General features: G+C 45.3%; 17 protein-coding genes. All 17 read right to left on the minus strand.

Annotated features, from left to right (window positions below; all coding sequences use genetic code 11):
• Positions 1 to 2: 2 nt before the first annotated feature.
• A complete protein-coding gene (gene hisA, locus RP262_RS08750; protein WP_311154896.1) occupies positions 3 to 725 on the minus strand; it encodes a 1-(5-phosphoribosyl)-5-[(5-phosphoribosylamino)methylideneamino]imidazole-4-carboxamide isomerase in 723 nt (240 codons plus the stop codon).
• The gene (gene hisH / locus RP262_RS08755; protein ID WP_311154897.1) at positions 703 to 1,326 is read right to left on the minus strand and encodes an imidazole glycerol phosphate synthase subunit HisH; all 624 of its coding nucleotides are present in this window, start codon (positions 1,324 to 1,326) and stop codon (positions 703 to 705) included. Before hisH ends, hisA begins: the two co-directional genes overlap by 23 nt.
• Positions 1,327 to 1,360: 34 nt before the next feature.
• On the minus strand, positions 1,361 to 1,945 hold the full coding sequence (hisB, locus tag RP262_RS08760) for an imidazoleglycerol-phosphate dehydratase HisB (RefSeq protein WP_125382440.1): 585 nt from the start codon (positions 1,943 to 1,945) through the stop codon (positions 1,361 to 1,363).
• Positions 1,946 to 1,956: 11 nt separating this feature from the next.
• Positions 1,957 to 3,249, minus strand: coding sequence for a histidinol dehydrogenase (gene hisD / locus RP262_RS08765; protein WP_311154898.1), 1,293 nt, complete (start codon positions 3,247 to 3,249; stop codon positions 1,957 to 1,959).
• Positions 3,246 to 3,890 carry an ATP phosphoribosyltransferase gene (gene hisG / locus RP262_RS08770; RefSeq protein WP_008809347.1) on the minus strand — a complete coding sequence of 215 codons (645 nt, stop codon included), beginning with the start codon at positions 3,888 to 3,890 and terminating at the stop codon, positions 3,246 to 3,248. The genes hisD and hisG overlap by 4 nt, the downstream gene beginning before the upstream one ends.
• Complete coding sequence (locus RP262_RS08775) at positions 3,887 to 4,876, minus strand: ATP phosphoribosyltransferase regulatory subunit (protein ID WP_311154899.1); 990 nt, start codon at positions 4,874 to 4,876, stop codon at positions 3,887 to 3,889. The genes hisG and RP262_RS08775 overlap by 4 nt, the downstream gene beginning before the upstream one ends.
• A gap of 55 nt (positions 4,877 to 4,931) precedes the next feature.
• Positions 4,932 to 5,990, minus strand: coding sequence for a histidinol-phosphate transaminase (hisC, locus tag RP262_RS08780; protein ID WP_311154900.1), 1,059 nt, complete (start codon positions 5,988 to 5,990; stop codon positions 4,932 to 4,934).
• A 466-nt stretch (positions 5,991 to 6,456) separates the two neighbouring features.
• Complete coding sequence (locus tag RP262_RS08785) at positions 6,457 to 6,762, minus strand: DUF4298 domain-containing protein (RefSeq protein WP_311154901.1); 306 nt, start codon at positions 6,760 to 6,762, stop codon at positions 6,457 to 6,459.
• A gap of 33 nt (positions 6,763 to 6,795) precedes the next feature.
• Positions 6,796 to 10,470 carry a helicase-exonuclease AddAB subunit AddA gene (gene addA / locus RP262_RS08790; protein ID WP_311154902.1) on the minus strand — a complete coding sequence of 1,225 codons (3,675 nt, stop codon included), beginning with the start codon at positions 10,468 to 10,470 and terminating at the stop codon, positions 6,796 to 6,798.
• Complete coding sequence (gene rexB, locus RP262_RS08795) at positions 10,467 to 13,748, minus strand: ATP-dependent nuclease subunit B (RefSeq protein ID WP_311154903.1); 3,282 nt, start codon at positions 13,746 to 13,748, stop codon at positions 10,467 to 10,469. The genes addA and rexB overlap by 4 nt, the downstream gene beginning before the upstream one ends.
• 200 nt (positions 13,749 to 13,948) lie before the next feature.
• On the minus strand, positions 13,949 to 14,260 hold the full coding sequence (locus tag RP262_RS08800; protein ID WP_311154904.1) for a hypothetical protein: 312 nt from the start codon (positions 14,258 to 14,260) through the stop codon (positions 13,949 to 13,951).
• A 46-nt stretch (positions 14,261 to 14,306) separates the two neighbouring features.
• Positions 14,307 to 15,152: a DUF4300 family protein gene (locus RP262_RS08805; RefSeq protein ID WP_311154905.1), complete on the minus strand. Its 846-nt coding sequence runs from the start codon at positions 15,150 to 15,152 to the stop codon at positions 14,307 to 14,309.
• 33 nt (positions 15,153 to 15,185) lie between these two features.
• Positions 15,186 to 15,728 (minus strand): ClbS/DfsB family four-helix bundle protein, encoded by a 543-nt coding sequence (locus RP262_RS08810; protein WP_311154906.1) that lies wholly within the window; start codon positions 15,726 to 15,728, stop codon positions 15,186 to 15,188.
• A 58-nt stretch (positions 15,729 to 15,786) separates the two neighbouring features.
• The gene (locus RP262_RS08815; RefSeq protein WP_311154907.1) at positions 15,787 to 16,284 is read right to left on the minus strand and encodes a hypothetical protein; all 498 of its coding nucleotides are present in this window, start codon (positions 16,282 to 16,284) and stop codon (positions 15,787 to 15,789) included.
• A gap of 85 nt (positions 16,285 to 16,369) precedes the next feature.
• Positions 16,370 to 18,127 (minus strand): glycoside hydrolase family 13 protein, encoded by a 1,758-nt coding sequence (locus RP262_RS08820; protein ID WP_311154908.1) that lies wholly within the window; start codon positions 18,125 to 18,127, stop codon positions 16,370 to 16,372.
• A gap of 238 nt (positions 18,128 to 18,365) precedes the next feature.
• A complete protein-coding gene (locus tag RP262_RS08825; RefSeq protein WP_311154909.1) occupies positions 18,366 to 19,244 on the minus strand; it encodes a phosphotransferase in 879 nt (292 codons plus the stop codon).
• Between the two features lie 120 nt (positions 19,245 to 19,364).
• Positions 19,365 to 19,793 (minus strand): aminoglycoside 6'-N-acetyltransferase, encoded by a 429-nt coding sequence (gene aac(6') / locus RP262_RS08830; protein WP_002912789.1) that lies wholly within the window; start codon positions 19,791 to 19,793, stop codon positions 19,365 to 19,367.
• Between the last annotated feature and the right edge of the window lie 83 nt (positions 19,794 to 19,876).

A 19,876-nucleotide genomic window follows, 5' to 3' on the forward strand; every position in this document is an offset into this window, starting at 1 on the left:
GACTATCCCCTTTCTACTTCCTTGATCTGCTCTAGGCTAATTCGTCCACTGTAATAGGCCTTGCCCACAATAGCACCAGCCAAGCCCAGCTTTTTCAGTTCTTCTAAGTCATCCGCTGACTGGATGCCACCTGAGGCAATGACTTGAGCATGCTTGAGGGACGCCAGCAATTTTTGATAATGCTGGATATTGGGGCCAGTAAGAGTCCCGTCTCGCTCCACATCTGTATAGACGAAGAGACGGACGCCGATTTTTTCCATGGCCAGCGCCAGACTGACATAGTCTTGACTGCTGGTTTCCAGCCAACCCTCAGTCGCAACCAGCCCCTCTTTCGTATCAATGCCAATCACGATTTTGCTGCTTCCAAAGCGCTCCAGCGCAGCCTCAACAAATTCAGGATTCTTAACAGCCATGGAGCCGATAATGACACGATCAATACCGACCGCCAGGTAATCTTCAATCTGCTCCAGACTGCGGATGCCACCCCCGACTTGGATAGCTAGGCCAGTCACCGCTTTAATCCGAGCAATCAAATCTCGATTGGCCGCCCGACCTTCTAAGGCTCCGTCCAAGTCAACCACATGAATCATGGCAACCCCAGCTTCTTTGAAAACTCGAGCTTGCTCCAAGACATCGGGATTGACTACCGTCTTCTGGCTAAAATCCCCTTTAAAAAGGCGGACGGCCTGGCCATCTTTGATATCAATAGCGGGCAGTATTTTCATAGACATACTCCTTAAACTTCTCTAGGATACCGAGGCCAACAGCACCAGACTTTTCTGGGTGAAACTGGCAGCCAAAGACCGAGCCTCTGTGAATCATGGCTGGGATAGGTCGCCCATAATCAGCCGTTACATCCAAGTACTCCTCTGGAACATCCGTATAGTAGCTATGGACGAAATAGACTGACTGGCCATCAAGACCAGCTGTCAAAGCAGACGACTGCTGGAGCTGTAAGTCATTCCAGCCCATGTGAGGCACAGGCAGACCAGCCTGGTCCGGAATCCGGCGGCAAACACCGGGAATCAAACCCAGTCCAGAGCTTTGACCATTCTCCAATCCAACCTCCAGCAGGAGCTGCATGCCTAAGCAAATGCCCAAGAGAGGCTTGCCATCAGCCACAGCCTCCTGAATAACTGACACCAGCCCTCGCTTTTCCAACTCCTGCATGGCAGTAGGAAAAGCACCTACTCCTGGTAAAATCAAACCATCGGCAGCTAAAACTTCCTGCGGATCAGCTGACAGACGCGCTTCTACTCCGACCTGAGCCAGAGCGCGGAGAACATTTGCAGTATTTCCCGCGTCATAATCAATAACAATCATCATCTCTACATCAACTCCTTTCACTCAGAAGGACAAGCTAGAGCAAGCCCTTGGTGGAGTTGACTCCATGAATCTCTGGATTTATCGTAATAGCCTCCCGCAAAGCTCGTCCAGTCGCCTTAAAGAGACTTTCCGCCTTGTGGTGGCTGTTCTTGCCATGAAGGATTTTCAGGTGCAGATTCATCTGCAGATTAAAGGCTAGGGCTTGGAAAAATTCCTCCACCAGCTCAGTATCGAAATTCCCAAGCTTGGGATTATCAAAATCCGCCTCAAAGACCAGATAGGAGCGACCGGATAAGTCCAGACTGGCCATGCCTAGGGTTTCATCCATAGGCACAAAGCTAGTACCGTAGCGGTTGATACCGGCCTTGTCTCCCAAAATCTGACGCAGAGCCTGCCCCAGCACGATGCCCACATCCTCGACCGTATGATGGCTGTCCACCCAAAGGTCGCCTTCAGCCTTGACCGTCAGAGAAATCCTACTGTGGCGGGCAAAAAGGGTCAGCATATGGTCAAAGAATCCGACACCAGTCTCGATAGCTACCGGCTCCTGTTGGTCGAGATTCACAGTCAGTTCAATATCGGTCTCCTGTGTTTTTCGCTTGATTTCAGCTTGTCTCATGGCAACTCCTTCTATTTTTCCTGTCTGCGGGCTTCGATGGCCTTGGCATGTCCCTGCAGGCCTTCTGCATAGGCCAGACTGGTAATATCCTTGTCAGCTGCCCCTACAGCAGCACGGCTGTACTGGGTGTACTGGATGCGCTTGATGAAGTCATAGACACCCAAAGCTGATGAAAAACGGCTGGTGCTGGTTGTCGGTAAAACGTGATTGGCTCCCGCATAGTAGTCACCAATTGGCTCACTGGTATAGTGTCCCAGAAAGACAGAGCCAGCATTTTCAACCTGATCCAGATAGCTGTAGGCATCATCCATGGCTATTTCCAAATGCTCAGGTGCCACCTGATTCATGAGCTCAAACATGGCTTTCTTAGAAGACGCAAGGATGATGCGGCCGTTGTTCTCAATCGAAGCACGTGCTATTTCCTTCCGCGGCAGCTCTTTGAGCTGTCTGTCCAGCTCTGCTTCGACTTGATCCGCCAACAATTCCGAGTCGGTCACCAGAATAGCCCGAGCTAGCTTGTCGTGCTCAGCTTGCGATAGAAGGTCGGCCGCCACATAGACTGGACTGGCTGAACGATCCGCAATGACTCCAATCTCCGAAGGCCCAGCAATCATGTCAATTCCCACGACACCATAAACCATCTTCTTGGCCGTAGCCACAAAGATATTGCCAGGTCCCGTTATCTTATCTACCTTGGGAATGGTCTCAGTTCCATAAGCCAGAGCTGCTACACCTTGGGCTCCGCCAATTTGGAAAATTCGATCCACACCAGCCAGCTTGGCTGCAACCAAAATCGCTGGAGTAAAATGCTCCTGGGGTGGTGTAATCATGATGATTTCCTTGACACCGGCAATCTTGGCTGGGATAACATTCATGAGGACGGAGGATGGATAAGCTGCGGTGCCACCAGGTACATAGGTGCCGACCCGTTCAATCGGCCGAATCAACTGACCACGGATAACACCCTCGCTGGGACTATCCTCAAAACCAGTCTCCAACTGCTGGCGGTGGTAGGATTCGATATTGGCTTGGGCATTTTTCAGGGCGGCCAAGACCTCTGGATCAATCTCCTCAAAAGCCTGATCAATCAGCTCCTGCCCAATCTCAAACTCTGTCACCTCAACCTTGTCAAAGAGCATGGTATAGTCTCTTAAAGCTTGGTCACCGTCCTGTTTGACCGTTTCTATAATCTCAGCCACCGCTTCTTCCACATCTAAGTTCTGCTGGCTGAGCTGCTGCTGCTCTTCGTATAAAATCCATGAAATTTCTTCGTTACTTCCACTTAAACGCTTGATAATTGTCATTTAAAAGCCACCTCTCTTCTTCCTACTAGGGATTCAATCTTTGCCACAAAAGGCATGATATCCGGGTTATTTTTCAGGGAAGCCTGATTGGCAATGAGCCGGGCAGACACCCGACAAATGTCTTCAAAAACCAGCAGGCCATTAGCTGACAGGGTATGCCCCGTCTCCACAATATCAACAATGGCATCCGCCAAGCCCAGAACTGGTGAAATCTCCACACTGCCTTGGATGGAGATAATTTCCACATCTTCCCCTTTTTGATTAAAATAATCAGTTGCCACCGTCGGGTACTTGGTCGCAATCCGCTTGCGCTTGTGATCATGAGGGTCATAGCTGGGCACCGAGGCCAGTGAGAATTTACAAAGGCCAAAGTTCAGATCCAGCAGCTCCAGATAGCCAGTCGGATGCTCAAAAAGAATATCCTTGCCGACGATGCCCAGATCAGCGACTCCGTGGCGCACATAGGTCGTCACGTCAGGCCCTTTGACCAAGAGAAAGCGAAAGCGACTGTCTGGACTTTCAAAAATCAAGCTGCGCCCCTTGTCTGCCATGAAGGACATATCAAAGCCAGCCTGGGTCAAGAGCTTGACCGTATCTTCCTCAATCCGCCCCTTGGTCAGGGCAATGGTAATCTGACTCATCTGCCATCACCTTCCTTTCCGCCCTCGTCAGGCAGGTCATCATGAATGGCCTGATAGACACTGTCAATGTCTAGGGACCAGCCGATAGCTGTCAGTTCTGCTGCCCCGAAGCGCTTAAAAAGCTGATCATAGCGACCACCAGATAGAAAAGCATCTGGTACTCGGTCTCCAAAGACCTTGAAGGTCAATCCAGTATAGTAAGGCATGGTCGCTACCTGACCCAAGTCCATGATTGTCTGATCCAGCAAGCCTGATAGGCTCTGCAGAACCTGCTCCACATCATCTAGAGCCGTCAATATCCGCTCGTTGTCAACCAGCTCTCTGGCCCTAGCTAAAACCTGTTGGCTAGGGCCAAACAGATAAGGCAGCTCCTGTAAAAACTCATCAAATTCACTCGATCTGGTCTGGGTGAATTCAAAGATCCCCGTTCGATTTTTCTTGCGAATATAATCAAGTAGCTGGGCCTCCTCCTGCGAATCCAAGGCCAGACTCTCTAGGATGGTCTGCAGGATCGCCGCATGGGAAAACTCGAACTGATAAGACTTAACCTGCGCTAAATCCAGCGACTGCTTGGCTGTCTTGATAGCCTCAAGCACCGCCTCGCGAGCTGGATAGCCGATAATCTCAATACCAGCTTGACTGAGCTCGTTGGCAAGACCGCGCAGCTCTTCTTGATAGTGAAAGACCTTGCCCGAATAGGAAAACTTGGTCGGCGTATGCACTCTGGTCGAAGCAATGACCCGACCAATCTGGCTGGTCACATCAGGCCGTAGCACCAATAGCTCGCCTTTTTTATCGAAAAGATGATAATGATGGGGCTCCACATGGTCACTGAAGACCTCAAAATGCTCTAAAGTCGGTGTGTCAATCCGATTGAAGCCCTGAGCCATCAGGAAATCACTGATGTCCCGCTCAATCTCGTAGGTCACACGTGCCCTCTTGAAAAGTTTGTCATGCATGCCAATCGGAAGGGTGATTTTATTCATAGGCTGCTTTCCTTTCTTGCTCTATTCTTACACTGGCTGGATTTGAGTCAAACTCTCAGCTGCTGCAAATTTCCTTGATAACTGCCAAGACTGCTTCCATCTCCTCTCGCCGTCCGATAGAGATGCGCAGAAAGTCTTTGATTCGCTCTGCTTTTGGAAAATACCGCACATAAATCCGACGCTCCTCTAGCTTCTGGAAAACCTCTGCTGCAGAGATTCTAGTTGGCTGAGCTAGGACAAAGTTGGTCTGACTAGGCAGGACTTGGAAATCCAGCGCAGTCAATTCCCCAGAAAACCAATCTCGGGTCTCTTGAATGGCTCTACCGGTCTCCAAATAATAATCCCAATCTTTCACCGCTGCAAGAGCCAAGCGCTCTGCTAACATATCCACTGAGTAAGGATTAATGGAGTCCTTGACAGCTTTCATGACAGCTATTAAGTCTGGATGGCCGATGCCGTAGCCCACCCGCAGACCAGCCAAGGCCGCATCCTTGGAAAAGGTCCGCGTGATAAAGAGGTTGGGATAGGTTTCTAGAAGAGGCAGGGCAGATTGACCACCAAAGTGAATATAGGCCTCATCCACCACCACGACCACATCCTGATTGGACGCCAGAATTTCCTCCAACTGTTCCAGCGGCAGATAAATCCCTGTCGGGGCATTGGGATTGGCCAGAATAATACCGCCATTATCTCCAAAATAATCTGACGGATGGACCTCAAAATCGGCTGTCAGAGGGATTTCTCGAAAAGGCACGTGGTAGAGGTCCGCCCAAACCTTGTAAAAACCATAGGTCAAGTCCGGAAATAAGACCGACTCGCCGCTGTTAAAGAAGGCCAGGAAAGCCATGGACAAGATGTCATCACTCCCGTTACCAATAATGAGCTGGTCGGGCGAAATACCTAAATTTGCCGCCAAAGCCTGACAGATCTCCGCCTGATCCAAACTGGAATACTTGCGCAACTCCTGGGCATCAAAGTTCTGCAGGGCCTCTGCCACCTTAGGACTTGGCCCATAAGCATTTTCATTGGTATTGAGCTTAATCATGTCTGGCTCATTAGGCTGCTGCCCCGCTACATAGGGATTGATCTGCCTGAGACCTTTTAGCTTAACCATCTTGCCACCTCTCTTTCACACTAGCCATTATCTGACACTTATTTTTGGGCTTATAAAAAATTGAAGACGAAATTTACCGCTTTGCTAAAGGAAAATAGGGGAATCTTCTAGTTTAAATATAATAAAAAGCCCTCGCAAAAAAACTTTGCAAGGACGTTGACACGCGGTTCCACCTTTATTCGGACCCCAGTCGCCTGAGGACCCTCTGGGAGTACAAGACTCCAGATTGATAACGGCAATCAACCGTCGGACACTAGTCTCAGACTGCTGACTGATTTCGCATCCGCACTCAAGAATGTGTCGTCTAAGGATTGCATGCCGTCTCACCATTAGGCACTCTCTGTTTCTTGTCTCAGACTTTTTCTCTCATCGCTTTCAATTTATTGTTGAATATTCTACATGAATTTTTATTAAAAAGCAAGAGGAAAATTGAAAAAAATTAAATATTTTTTTCTTTCTAAATGAATTAACGTTCTTTCAGCATGGCACTAGACAAATCCAACAAACTAATCGCTGTCTCAAAATGCTCCCCCATCAGGTCATAGACAGCATCTTCGCTTAAGACGCCGCAAGCTATATTTTCAGGGAAATCCGGGCCATTCGAGAACTCTAAATCATCAAAAAATTCCTGACCAGTATAGTAGTCCCTCAGCTGGATATAATCTGACTGGCAGCGCTCCAGCTCAGCTAAAGCTTCCTGAGCTCTTGCCAATACCTGAGAATATTTATTCAGGTGCTTTTCCATTTTTTGAATGCGTTCTAACTGTTCCACAGGCTTCCTTCCTTTCCAGACATGACAAGCTAATCAATCCACCTTAACTACCTGCAGCTGCTCACCGCCAAGCAGAATCAAATATTTTTCAATCTGCGAAATGCCATAAGAACGGCTGAGAGCTTGAGCATATAAGTCTAGCTGGCCACGATAGCGAGCAATCAACTCAGATGAATCTTTATATTTATCCGTCTTGTAATCAAAGAGAATGATTCGGTCCTCAAAGAGCAGGTAACCATCCAAAATCCCCCGCAAAACAAATTCCTGACCGCTAGCGTCATCCCTCTTGAGCATGGCAAACGGTGCTTCTCGACGAACTCTGTCACTGTTCTCAATCAAGAGGCGTCCCAAATCCGTCTCGAAGAAAGATGCAATCTTAGGCAGCTGAATCTGCTTTTTGACCGCTTCATCGGCCTGAACCTGAGCCAAGGCAGAACGAAGTACAGCCATGCTGGGACGGCCATCCAAAGGAATCCGCTGCATGAGTTCATGAACGGCACTGCCGACTTGAGCTCCAGTCACTTTGGCTTTCTTGCCAAAATCAGGCAACTCAAAGCTGGGCTGAGGCCTAAAAGCTGCTCGCTCATCCATAATATCCAGACCATCCGTATCCATGATGGGCTCATAAAACTTCTTAATCTGACTTGGAGTTCGTACACTAGGCAGCTCAATAGCAGAGCGATACTGGCTATTCAGCTGATCCACGCTTTCTAAAATATCCAGAGCCCGACGGATATCATCCGACTGACGATTATCTGCCAAATCATCCGCTGGAAAGAGCACAAGCTCATTAATCTGCCCTATCTCTTCAGCAGTTAGCTCCTCATCAGTGACAAAACGGGTCTCGTAGGCGAGATTCTCATCGGAAAAAACAGCCTGAATGGCATAGAGCCAGTCTTGGAAATTGTTGAGTTGGCTGCGCAGACTGGCAGACAAACGCCCTTGCTGGCTCTTGCCCCACTGACGCTTATCCAAGGCCTCTTGACTGCCCTTGCCGACCAGATAAAGCTTGGTTTCAGCCCGCGTCATAGCCACATAAAGCAAGCGCATCTGCTCAGACAGACTAGCCAACTGCAGCTCCGCTAGATTCTGCTGATAAGGCAGCGTATCCATGGAAATGCGCAGCTGATTCGGCGCATAGGGGTCTTCCACAGACACTGATACATCCGCTACATACTTGATGCCGATTCCCTTGGCTCGGCTAAGGATAATAGCAGAGCTGCTATCCTGACGATTGAAGGCCTTGTCCATATTGAGCAGAAAGACATACTTGAACTCCAGCCCCTTACTCTTATGAATGGTCATGAGACGAACGGCATCCTTAGGTGCCGCCACTGGCACACTGGCTAGATCGTGCTGATTTTCCAAGATACGGTCTATCATCCCGATAAAGCGAGACAGACCTTTAAAGCTAGACTTTTCATACTCGTTGGCCCGTAAAGAGAGAGCATAGAGATTGGCCTGTCTCTGGGCACCATTGGCCAGAGTCCCCACCATATCATAGTAGAAACGGTCCTGGTAAATCTTCCAAATCAAGTCATACAGCGAATGCGTCTTGGAATAGATCCGCCAGCTTTGTAGGGTCTCATGGAAATGCTGCAGCTTTTTCTGCAGTTCCTGGGTGACTAAAGCAGGGTTCAAACCTCTTCCTTCAAGGGCATTGAGCAATTTTTCATAAAGATTTTCTTGAGAACGTTCTTGACTGGCCTGCAGGTACAGCCGAGCCAGCTCATCCTCACCAAAGTCAAACATGGGAGACTTGAGAAGGGCTGTCAGGGCATAGTCATTCAGTGGATTATTGATGGTCCGAAGGGTATCCAGCATAACCAAAACCTCAACCGACTGCAGATAGTTTGCTGCGCCATCATCTGGTACCAGCGGAATTTGGTGCTGCTCAAAGGCAGCTAAAATCAAATCATTGCGGGTTCTGGATGCCGTCAGCAGCGTAATATCTTTAAATGCCACTCCTTCTTCATTGTGCAGGCGGATGATTTCCTTGATGACTAGATCCACTTCTCCAGCTGATACTGCCTGTGGCAAGCCTTCATCAGCCTCCTCTTCCAGACTCTCCTTGGAGCCTTCATAGATTAAGAAGGAAGCGCGGTTAGCTGGATTAGGCTCGCGTTTGGATGGATTGCCAGCCACCAGATAGTGGGTTTCATTGTAGTCAATTTCACCGACTTCTTCATCCATCAGGCGTTTGAAAACATCATTGGTTGCTTCTAGCACCTCAAGATGACTACGGAAATTTTCCTTAAGGACGATTAGCTTGCCCTGACTGCTATCCTCTTGATAAGCCTTAAACTTATCACTGAAAATCTGCGGATCCGCTTGACGGAAGCGGTAGATAGACTGCTTGATATCACCTACCATAAAGCGATTTTGCCCTCTGGAAAGCAAGTCCAGCATGCGCTCCTGCGTGTGGTTGGTATCCTGATACTCATCCACCATGACCTCGTGGTAACGTTCCTGATAAAAGCGACGCACCTCTGGGAATGTCTCTAAAATCTCAATAGCAAAATGGCTGATGTCACCAAATTCAAAGGCATTTTCCGCCTTCTTACGCTCCAAGTAAGCCTGTGCAAAATCCGCCACAAAATCCCGCAGAAGCTCAACTAGAGGCAGGCATTCATCCTGATGCTGCTCGATAAAGTCTAGCTGATAAAGCTGCTGGTCAAAGCTGCGCAGCCGCTCAATCATAGGCTTCCTGGCCTCATTGTAGTCCTTGGCCATTTCTTTTTTGAGCTCGTCTGCATTCTTGCCAACCCGAGCTGTAAAGGCTTGGCCATTGGACAGTTGGGAAAGTGCCACGATTTGTTTGAGAATCTGAGCTGTTTCTTCTATCGGTGACAATTCATTCAGCCCTGCTAAGGCGGTCAGAGCGTCTTGGACATTCTCCTGATACTTGGCGCCCGCAAACTCTCTTCCTTCATGCTCCAGATGGGCAGAAAAGAAAGCTTCCAGTTCCAAAAGAGCTGATTTGATTTGACCAAATATCCGCTCTCTCTCTGCTGCAAAGTCGCTGTGCTCATAGCCATAAAGGAAGGTTTCCTTCAGCCAGCGCTGAGGACTGCTGGTTGACTGCAGAAAGCTGTAAATCCGATAAACTTGCTCCCGGAAGCCTGATAAATCCTTGCGCTTACCAGTAAAATTCTTAACCAAACGGCTAAACAAATCCTGACGCTCGCTGTTATAGTAACGATCAAATACTTGGCTAAAGACTTCATTTTGCAGAATCAGCTGCTCACTGGCAGACTGGAGAATCCGAAAGTTCGGTGCCAAACCAAGCAGGTAACCATAGCGACTAAGTACTTTCTGGGTAAAGGCGTCCATGGTACCAATATCGGCATTGGGCAGATCAGCTAATTGCTGGGCCAAATGTTGCTTGAGTTCAGGACTCTCGGCCTCTTTCAAGGCCTGCCCCAGTTCCTTCTCCAACCTCTCTTTTAGCTCGCCTGCCGCCTTGACGGTAAAGGTTGAGATAAAGAGCTGACTGACAGCAACACCTCTTAGAATCTGGTCGATAATCCGCTGGACCATGACAAAAGTCTTACCCGAGCCGGCCGATGCGGAGACCAGAATATTCTGGCCAGAGGAGTAGATGGCCTCAATCTGCTCTGCAGTCTTTTTCTGTGGCTTGTCCGAAGCAGCTTCTTGGGCTTGCTTAAGAGCAATTTCTTCTGCAGTTAAAAAAGGAATTCTCTTCATTTTTCCATCTCCTCCCTCATCTTTTCTAGCCAGGCCTGGCGTAACTTCTCACCAGTCGGCCGTCTATCAAACTTGCTTGCATCCAGCTTTTCTAGCTGCCGTGCCTGTCCTAGATGGAGATTGGCTTCAAAGCCAGTAATGGCCTTAAACTGCTCTACATAAGGAGCAATGCTTCGCCCATTCTCTGTATAAGGATTGACTGCAAAATGGCCTGATAGAATGCCTTCTGCAGCTTTTTTGTAGAGATAAGTATTGTAGGCCAGCAGCAAGTCCAAGTCTCCCTGACTCAGCAAGTTGGTCTTATTTTTTTCATAGAGCGGACCAAGCTCCTTGACAGCATCAGCCACAAATAGCCCCTTGTACTGCAATGGCTTCATAGACTGATTGACTGCATCCGCCAAGGTCTTGGTATCTTTAAGCGCCACAATCGGATCGGTCATCTGCAAATACATGGCACCAAATGTTCCCTTATCCTCTTGATAGTCTGCTAACTCTTCAATCGCTGCCAGATAGGTCGGCAGCTGAGAATTCAGTCCATTAAAGAACTTTTCAAAGCTGAACTTAATATCGCCAGACTTATAGTCCACCACTCCCAGACTCTCGGTCTTGGTCATACGGTCAATCCGGTCCACCTTACCGCTCACGGTCACTGCTCTGCCATTTTCCAAGGTCAGGAAAGGCTTAGAAGCTGAGCCAAAGCCTGTCTCCTCACCAATGGTCTCAATCCCAGTCGGATGAGCCAGCACCCAGCCGGTCGCCCGCGCCGTATCTAGCAAGAGCTGGCGGGCAAAACGAGTCTGTCCCGACTCACTGTAGATGCTCTCAAACTCGGTCTCTCGGCTGGTCTCCTCCATAGCCTGCGCTAAACGTCGGTCAAAATCAGCCGACGAATCATCCTGCAGGACCTTTTCAAAGATCCGATGAAGGAAAATCCCATGACTGCGAGCATCGGGATGAATGGTCCACTCTTCCTGCAGGCGCAGAACATACTTGAGAAAATAAGCATACTGATGCCGGAAATATTCGTTTAGAGCTGACGCAGAAAGTCGGAGAGGCTGATCTTTTGGATAAAGGACTTGCAGAGTTTCCGGCTGCAGCGTCTCCGTTTTCAGTTCCTTGCTGATTTGCGGAATGCTGATGCCTTCTGCTGCCAATTTCTTGCGGAGAACCCGCACAGCCACCGCCCAAAAAGTCTGCTCCTCCGCTGTCCACTCTCGATCAATCTCCTCTTGGTAGAGCTCGATGATTTGAGAAAGCAGAGCTCGGTAGCTGCCAATATCATCACTGGAAGCTTGAGGCTTTTTGACAATGATAGGCAAAGAAAGCGGAGCTGCAGTCAATTCCAGTAGATAGGTCGACATGCTGTCCTCTACTTCATTGACTAAGGCTGGCGCAGACAAGATCAGCTCTCTGGTAGCAGAATTCATCAGCGACAGAGCCGTATAGCGATTCTTCTTGAGATTTTCTGAGCTGGCAATCTGGAGTTCCGCCTGAGAATCCGTTGCATCATTGAGCCGAGCCCGGTCTTCATCACTAAGCAGACTCTTGTTTTGTGCGATTTTAGGGAAACGCTCCTGTGTCAGTCCAATCGCGTAGACATAAGGTGCTGCTAAAGGCTCTATCAGGTCATAAGACTGGACCTTGACCACATCTACTGTCGCTGGCACCGTCCGATAGTTGGACAAAAGCATACCTGACAAGACCAAGGCTAGAAAATCGTCTAGTTTGACCTTGCTATCTGCAAAGACTTGAGCAAACTGCTCTAAGACATGGCTGAAAGCCTTCCAGACTTCCTCATGACGCTCCTGCTCCTGCTGACTTTCTCCCTGCAACAGAGCTGTCAAATTATCCGACAAACGAGCTGCTTGGACAAACTCCGTAAACTTAGCTAGGAGACCAGACGCCGTCTGGCTACGGGATTTGAAAAAGTCTTGCAGCGGAGTCATGACTCGGCGACGAATATGATTGAGACAGTCTAGGTCAAATTTCCCTTGGCTATTAGCCGTGAAATCCTTGGCTAGCTTGCCTGCTCCCTTGATATCCGCAAAGCGCAGATATTGCTCAAATTGATCCAGCTCCTCTTGAGTCAAATCGCCATAGAGCCCCGTCTTTAAGAGATTGAGCAGGTCTTCCAATTGGAAATTATAGCGTTTGAGCCGCTCCAAGGACTCGATAAACTGAACCAGCGGATGCTGGGCCATCGACTCGCTCCGCCCCAGATAGTAGGGAATCTGATATTGGCCAAAAATGGTCTTGAGCTGAAGCTGGTAGGCTTCCACATCTCCCAAAAGCAGACGAATATCCTTATAGCGCACACCATCATGAACCCGCTGCCGGATGGACTTAGCCACATACTCCAGCTCTTCTTTCTGATTCATAGTAGCCCAAATCTGAAGCTGCGCGCGGTCTGTCTCACTAACTTCAACAGCCGGCTCAGAAAAGTCATAACGACTCTCCAAAATCCTAGAAATCCGTCCAAAGGCATCTTCTGCTTCCGCATGAGGGATATGGTCAGGCTTGACCTGATAGTCCTCAGCCAGTTTTCGCAGAAAATCCACGCTGGCCTGATAGAGATTGCCCTCACGAAAGGCTGCTCGATAGGCTTTTTGGCTGGCATAGGTCCCGATGACAATCTCCACACCTTTTCGATGCAGAAGACCGACCAGGTATTCCTCTTCAGCAGAAAAACGAGTAAAGCCATCGATGACCAGGGCCAAATCTGCCAATTCCTCATCTGTGTCACCTGACAGAATATGCTGGGCAAAAGCAGCAATCTGAGAAGACGAATCAAAATCACCCTTATTCAGAGCAGCAGTCACCGCTGTAAAAATCTTAACTAGATCCTCCCGCTTCTCAGGCTCCTCAAGAAATTCCAAATCCGCAAATGACATTTGGGCAGTCTGAAGTTCATGGTATAGATCCATCAGCTGCTGGATAAACTGGGGATCCTTCTTAATCCTGCCATAGACCTTAAGCTCTCCATCATCTAACTCTGTCAAGGTCCGATAAATCAGCATTCCTAGACCAATATCGTCCAAACTCTGCCCTTGCCGAACATCATTGAGGACAAAATACCGAGCCATCTGGGCAAAGCGCGTCACCGTAATGGCAAAGGAAGCCTGAGTTTTCAGGCACTCCAAAACCGCTCGCTCCTTCTCAAAAGATAGCGAATTTGGCGCAATATAAAAGACTCGCTTACCAGCCGCCACCAAGCTCTCAGCCTCAGCCACTAAAACCTTGGTCAAAGAATGGCGAATATCTGTATAAAGTAATTTCATAGCCTGCCTTTTCCTCTAGAAAATATAGGAACATTATACCATTTTTGCCAATAATTCTCATGGAGAATAGTCCCAAAGCCCAATTAGAAGCCTGCATCCAAAGATAGCGTTAGTGAATAGCTTCGTCATTTCCATAAAAAACGAAAAAGCCACTGCTTTCAGTGACTTCCTAAGGCTCTCACTTCTTTCAAAGTAAGGGCTCATTTAATCTTATGCTTATTCATCTTTTCTTCAAAAATGCTTGTCATAACCACGCGCAATTCTTTTCTTTCCTTGTTAGGAAGTTCGCCTTGCTGCTTAGCAACAGCGAATAGTTCAGGATATTGCTTGGCAACTCTCTCAACGGTCTTGGTCGTCGCATGCCCTCTCACGAAAAAAGGAATCCTATTAATCCATTCCTTAGGCACAAGTGCCAGAATCTTTTTGGCAGCTTCCTTATCAGAAATTTCTGCAGTGCTGAGCCCTTGACTAATCTGCTCTTGCTCTTTTTCTGTAAAATCTTTTAATTCCATACGCTAAATCTCCCAGTTCTATTTTCTTAATGCTAACTAAAGCACATTACTTACCCTCTACCCACTTATCATTGTCCATGATAAAGGGCTTGGCCAAACCTTCCCCTGTGTAGTCTTTATATTTGGTCTGCAAGTATTTGTAGACATCTTCCTTGGTCGCAAACTTGATAGCCTGGTAAGGCTCTTCAAAGGTCAGCTTTTCGATAAATAAATATCCGTCTTTGTCTGGAACTAAGACGCCGACATGCCCTACAAAGAGAGAATCACCATCAAGATTGTCGTGGACAATGACAGAAAGCATCCTTGCTTTTTCACTAAACTTGAACTGCTTGAAGTATTCCTCCATCTTCTTAGCATGGACTTTTACATCTTGAGTCGCTTCAGTCTTGACTCTTGAAAACAAGATATTAAAATCTTCCTTATCCTTGGCATCAAAGAGCTTCCCCTTGTCAATCGAATCATTATCTATGAACAAGAGTTCGTCATCTTTTTCAATTTGAGGAATTTCGATGCTATTTTTCAACAAAGTATAGGTATTAATCCGGCAATTTGTCCCGATAAAATCGCCCTTCTTTGCCTGCCATAGAGGATTGATTTTTTCTACATCATATTCGGTTTTGGTAAACTTAGTGAAATCGCCCGTTAATCCAGTAGAGCCAACAAGTCCATTGTAGTCATTGACTAGATTGACAAAGTTATCGACACTGTCTTTATCCAAGTCGGCAGCCAACAAATTCTTAACTTCTTCGACACTCTTTTTACTGTTTAGATTTGAATAAGTCGATGTAGTTTGACTTGTTTGATTATTTTTCTGGGAACTAGCGCATGCCGCCAGCCCCAAAGCCATGGCCAGGCAGGCACAGTACATGATTATTTTACTATATTTTTTCATATTTTTTCTTCTCCACTACTCGTATTCAATTAATTACTTTAATTTACAATTTTTCTGATGAGCCTTCAACTTTTTCATGGCCCAGTCATAATGACTGGAGGTAGCACTTACAAAATAGGAACCTAGTACAGTTCCTCCGACCCATTTATAGACATTTTTTGAAAATAATTCTTCGTTTGTAAATGTGTCTGCCAAGTGCAAAACATCTTGATGGGACTGATGAAAGATCTCAGTTGCCTCTTCAAGAGAAGTATTCTGATGTTTCTTCCAAAATTCCAGATTCAACTCTTCATAGGTCCTCCAGTTATAGGGAGCAGGAAGAAAAGGCTGCTCTTGTCCATTTTGATTGGCATGCACCCAATTCAACAAGAGCTGATGCCATTCATAGAGGTGAATCAAAACATCTCTTAGATTTTTATCTCGTCTCCAATGGGCCTCTTTCTTCTTTTCATCCCGAGAAAAATCAAAAGGCGTGTGTAACTCTTCATCAGACAATTTGGAAATGAGAGTTTGTAACTTCTCAAAGTTTTCCTTAGCAGCTAACAGCAGATCTTCTTTAGTTTTCGGTCTAGGCATAAGATTGCACTCCTTTGCATCTTTCGGCTCTTGGAAATCATTTTGCAAATCATCAGCATTATAGGATTTTATCAATTTCCTTTGCTATTTTACTCTTTTTCAATTTCCTATGTCGAAAATATCTCCATAAAACAGCAGGATTCAAGCTGTAGGACAATTGCAATTGATAGTAATTTACCCACTCTATAAGAGCAAATATCCAAATCGAAAAAGAAATAATGAACGTGGAAACTTCTCCATGATTCAATAATATCACAAAAATTCCCACAGCTAGTAAAATAAAATCTAATTTCTTCAATATCTTGTAAATCTTTCCCGTATACTTTTCAGCAAATCCTGGATTGGAAATCCTCTTGATTAAAATCCACCAAAAAATGGAACCTTGTATCAAGATAAAAGTTAGCAGAAATAAAGAGAAGGAAATAGAAATGAAGGCTTCGGTAGTAAAAATCCACTTTTTTAGTAGGAAAAAATTCATCCAAAATACTAAAAAAGCTGCCAATTCCCCGCTAGCTAAATTAATCAGTCTTTTCTTCAGAAGTTCTTTTGATTTCATCTTACACCACCATGAAAAAATTCTGACACTTTAAAAAAGAAGGTTTAAAGAGCCTGTTTGTCCGAGTTTCTATGTTTCAACTTCATTACCTTTTAGACTCATCACAATAAACTACAACCCCCTTTGGTAAGATGACAAGTTTCTCGTCATCAGTTTGGCAATGACTCACCAAATCAGATGAATCTCTGTCTAAAAGATAATTCTCATTCGACTGATTAAAAATCGCTCGGATACTTTGACCGTCATGTTCCCACTCTAAAACAAGCACATTAGGCTCGATTTCTTCTAAGGTAAATTTCCCATGCTGAATAATGTCCGCAGTTTCCGTGCGAAGCTGAATCAAGTTCTTCATAAAATTGAGCATGTCATTGCTACTTGAAACCCGCTCCCAAGGCATGACCCGTCTACAATCCGGATCCATACCTCCGCCCAATTCTAGCTCAGTCCCATAATAGATACAAGGAGTTCCCCTTTGTAAAAAGAGAAAGGCAAGTGCGGATTTTACAAGCTGGATATCACCTTGAGCTGTCGTCAAGATGCGCTCCGTATCATGCGAATCCAAGAGATTAAACATGACCTCAGAAATCTGCTGCTTGTAGTACATAGACTGGCAGTTAATCTCAGCTATGAATTGACTGGTCTTCTTGCTCCTGCTCAAAAAGTAGTCCTTGATACTATCCGATAGAGGATAGTTCATGACAGCGTGAAACTCATCTCCATTTAACCAAGGCTGAGAGGTATGCCAAACCTCTCCAAGAATATAAAGGTCAGGCTTTTTGGACAAAACGGCCTTGCGGAAATCTCGCCAGAATTGATGATCAACTTCATTGGCCACATCCAGCCGCCAAGCATCAATATCAAAATGTTCAATCCAATAGGTCGCAACGCTTAAGAGATAGTCTTTTACCTCAGGATTTGCTGTATTTAACTTAGGCATATAGCTGGCAAAGGCAAAGGTATGATAAGGCAGTTCTTTGGGATTCACAAGCTTGTCATTCGTCACTGGGAACTCTTGAATGTGGAACCAGTCTTTGTAAGCTGAATTTTCACCATGCTGGAGAACATCCTGCCATTGAGCGGATTGATCGCCCATATGATTGAAAACCGCATCCAGCATAACCTTCATGCCACGCAGATGAGCTTGCTCCACCAGTTGGCGGAAGGTACTCTTGTCTCCAAAGTGTCGATCAATTTCAAAGTAATCCGTCGTATTGTACTTGTGATTACTTGGAGACTCAAAGATGGGACAGAGATAGAGCCCTGTAATCCCTAGGTCTTGCAAATAATCCAGATGGTCAATAATCCCCTGTAAATCCCCACCAAAGAAATCACTACTTTTAGGTCTGATAGACGGATCCCAATCTAGAGCTCCTTCTGGTGTAAGTTCAGCATTTCCGTTGGAAAATCGTTCTGGGAAAATCTGATACCAGACCGTTTTTGAAACCCAGTCAGGAACCTGGCAGCCGTCAATTTCGTGAATATAAGGGAGTTTAAAACCATTGCCCTCTAAAGCAAGGTTTTCTGGACTATTGTCAGCGAAACCTTTATCTCCATACAGGACACTTTGCCCCTCTTTATCCTCAAGCTCAAACAGATACTGAATCCGAGCAAAGCGCACAGAGACAGCAACTTGCCAATAATCAAATAAGGCATCAGAAGTCACTTTGACCATCTCTTTCACATCTTCATAGGAATCCTCAAGAAAGATAAAGGGATCCCCATAGTGCAAAACGATTTTCTCTATATCCTCTTTCTTAGTCCTAATTCTGATATGCACTTGACCTTTTTTATAAAGATAGGCATACTCCGACTCCGGTCTATGATAAATGGCTGTTAATTCCATACTTTTCAACTCCTAGATTTCTTTTTTTTAATTCATCGTAATTCTATGCAAACGATTCCATAACTTAGCCCTAGTATACTATTTTAAAAAAATGATTGCAAGCTATTGTTCAAGTTTGGGAATAGGAGGTATAGCAGGAAATATTAAAAAGCCTTGAGGACAAGGCTTAATAGTAGTTTCAATTTTGAGATTTCATTGTATTCTATTCTTTTTCCAAATTGATATTCAAACGCTTAAATTATTCAGTATTATTCTTGTTCATATACCAACTTGGGACTAGTCGGTTCATATCATCATACCATTCTAAAATTTCCTTAGCTTGATTTTGCATTACTGATATTTCCTCTTCTCCATAAGGAACAGCCCATGGAAGAGCTCCAACTATGTTACTTAGAATGTAAACGGCAAGAAGTTTCCAAAATAAATCTGGAACCTTGTCATCAAAATATCCATCTATCATACCTGATGCAAAAGAGGGAGATACTTGAACAGACCACACAATACGATTGAACTCCTCCCAAGGATCTCCAAAGTCAAAACGATCAAAGTCAATCACATAAATCTCACAATCTTCTCCAATCATGAAATTCCCAATATGATAATCACCATGTTGCAAAACCCGGGGTCTATTTTTTAGCAGTTCACGGTTTTCGTTCAAAAAATCAATAAAGACCTGCCCACTTTCATATTGGACGGGACATTCTTTGTATTTGGAGATTTTATCATCAATTTTTCGATTAAAAAAGATTTCCCAGTCTTCACAAACTTCTGTAGCAGGAATTGTATGAATCTTTCTAAGTATTCTTCCTGCCTCTACTCCGTAAGTGTATTGTTGGTTTTCTGAATAAGTTAAAATGGTATCTATTGCATCTCTTCCATCTATCCACTCGTGTATACAATGCACTTCGTCACCGCAGAATTCAAATTTAATCGGTTTACACATACGAACTCCAAGAAATGCAACCTTCTCCATTATATCAAATTCAATTTTCTTAGAATCTAACTTTCCTTTATCAGAAACACGCAATAAATATTTTTGCTGGTTCTGGTCTGTAACACAATATTTTTTATCATCTGACCAGCCTTTACTTATGGCTATCTTACTAATAAACTCCATCAATAACTCCTCGATTAACTTTACAAGATTACTATATTCTTAACTAATGAAAAGTAATTCGTAGTCCGTACATTCTTTCACACTTCCTAAAGATACATAAATTTTGACCACGTTCTGAAATTATAATTTCTTCTTAAAATGAATAATTCTATTTGCCTCCTGAAATCCAATATTGAGATGAAATCTTATAGAATCCGTATTCGTTAAAGTACAGTCACTTGCAAATTCCTTACATCCTTTATTTTTCGCCCATTCCTCACATTTTGTACAGAGATTTTTAGCAATATCCTTTAAACGATATTCCTCGTCGACAATAATCCCTTCTAAGAATCCAACAGGACTATATTTACAACCTTCAACATAATCAAATCTGAGTGAACATAGTGCTAAACCTACAATTGTGTCACCTTCAACTTCAGTAAAGATTGCAGTATTTTTGCCATTCGTATATCTTTTTACTTCATCAATAGCTTCTTTATCGGTCAATTGGGGCCATAATTGTTTCATTAGTTTAGCCGTTTTTATAGAATCTTTTGTTATTCCATCCATATTGATGTTCCTCCGCAAATTACAAGCAAATGTTTCGAATCATGCTGTTACTTTGTTACTCATTGATTGATACCAATACCATC

This window comes from uncultured Streptococcus sp. (assembly GCF_963456385.1).
GTDB lineage: Bacteria > Bacillota > Bacilli > Lactobacillales > Streptococcaceae > Streptococcus.

Coding starts and splice junctions, on each gene's coding strand:
- hisD (WP_311154898.1), bottom strand. CDS start 3,249: ATGACAATTATCAAGCGTTTAAGTGGAAGTAACGAAGAAATTTCATGG.
- addA (WP_311154902.1), bottom strand. CDS start 10,470: ATGAAGAGAATTCCTTTTTTAACTGCAGAAGAAATTGCTCTTAAGCAA.
- RP262_RS08820 (WP_311154908.1), bottom strand. CDS start 18,127: ATGGAATTAACAGCCATTTATCATAGACCGGAGTCGGAGTATGCCTAT.
- RP262_RS08775 (WP_311154899.1), bottom strand. CDS start 4,876: ATGAATAAAATCACCCTTCCGATTGGCATGCATGACAAACTTTTCAAG.
- RP262_RS08805 (WP_311154905.1), bottom strand. CDS start 15,152: ATGAAAAAATATAGTAAAATAATCATGTACTGTGCCTGCCTGGCCATG.
- rexB (WP_311154903.1), bottom strand. CDS start 13,748: ATGAAATTACTTTATACAGATATTCGCCATTCTTTGACCAAGGTTTTA.
- hisG (WP_008809347.1), bottom strand. CDS start 3,890: ATGAGTCAGATTACCATTGCCCTGACCAAGGGGCGGATTGAGGAAGAT.
- hisH (WP_311154897.1), bottom strand. CDS start 1,326: ATGATGATTGTTATTGATTATGACGCGGGAAATACTGCAAATGTTCTC.
- hisB (WP_125382440.1), bottom strand. CDS start 1,945: ATGAGACAAGCTGAAATCAAGCGAAAAACACAGGAGACCGATATTGAA.
- RP262_RS08825 (WP_311154909.1), bottom strand. CDS start 19,244: ATGGAGTTTATTAGTAAGATAGCCATAAGTAAAGGCTGGTCAGATGAT.
- hisC (WP_311154900.1), bottom strand. CDS start 5,990: ATGGTTAAGCTAAAAGGTCTCAGGCAGATCAATCCCTATGTAGCGGGG.
- hisA (WP_311154896.1), bottom strand. CDS start 725: ATGAAAATACTGCCCGCTATTGATATCAAAGATGGCCAGGCCGTCCGC.
- RP262_RS08815 (WP_311154907.1), bottom strand. CDS start 16,284: ATGAAATCAAAAGAACTTCTGAAGAAAAGACTGATTAATTTAGCTAGC.
- RP262_RS08800 (WP_311154904.1), bottom strand. CDS start 14,260: ATGGAATTAAAAGATTTTACAGAAAAAGAGCAAGAGCAGATTAGTCAA.
- RP262_RS08810 (WP_311154906.1), bottom strand. CDS start 15,728: ATGCCTAGACCGAAAACTAAAGAAGATCTGCTGTTAGCTGCTAAGGAA.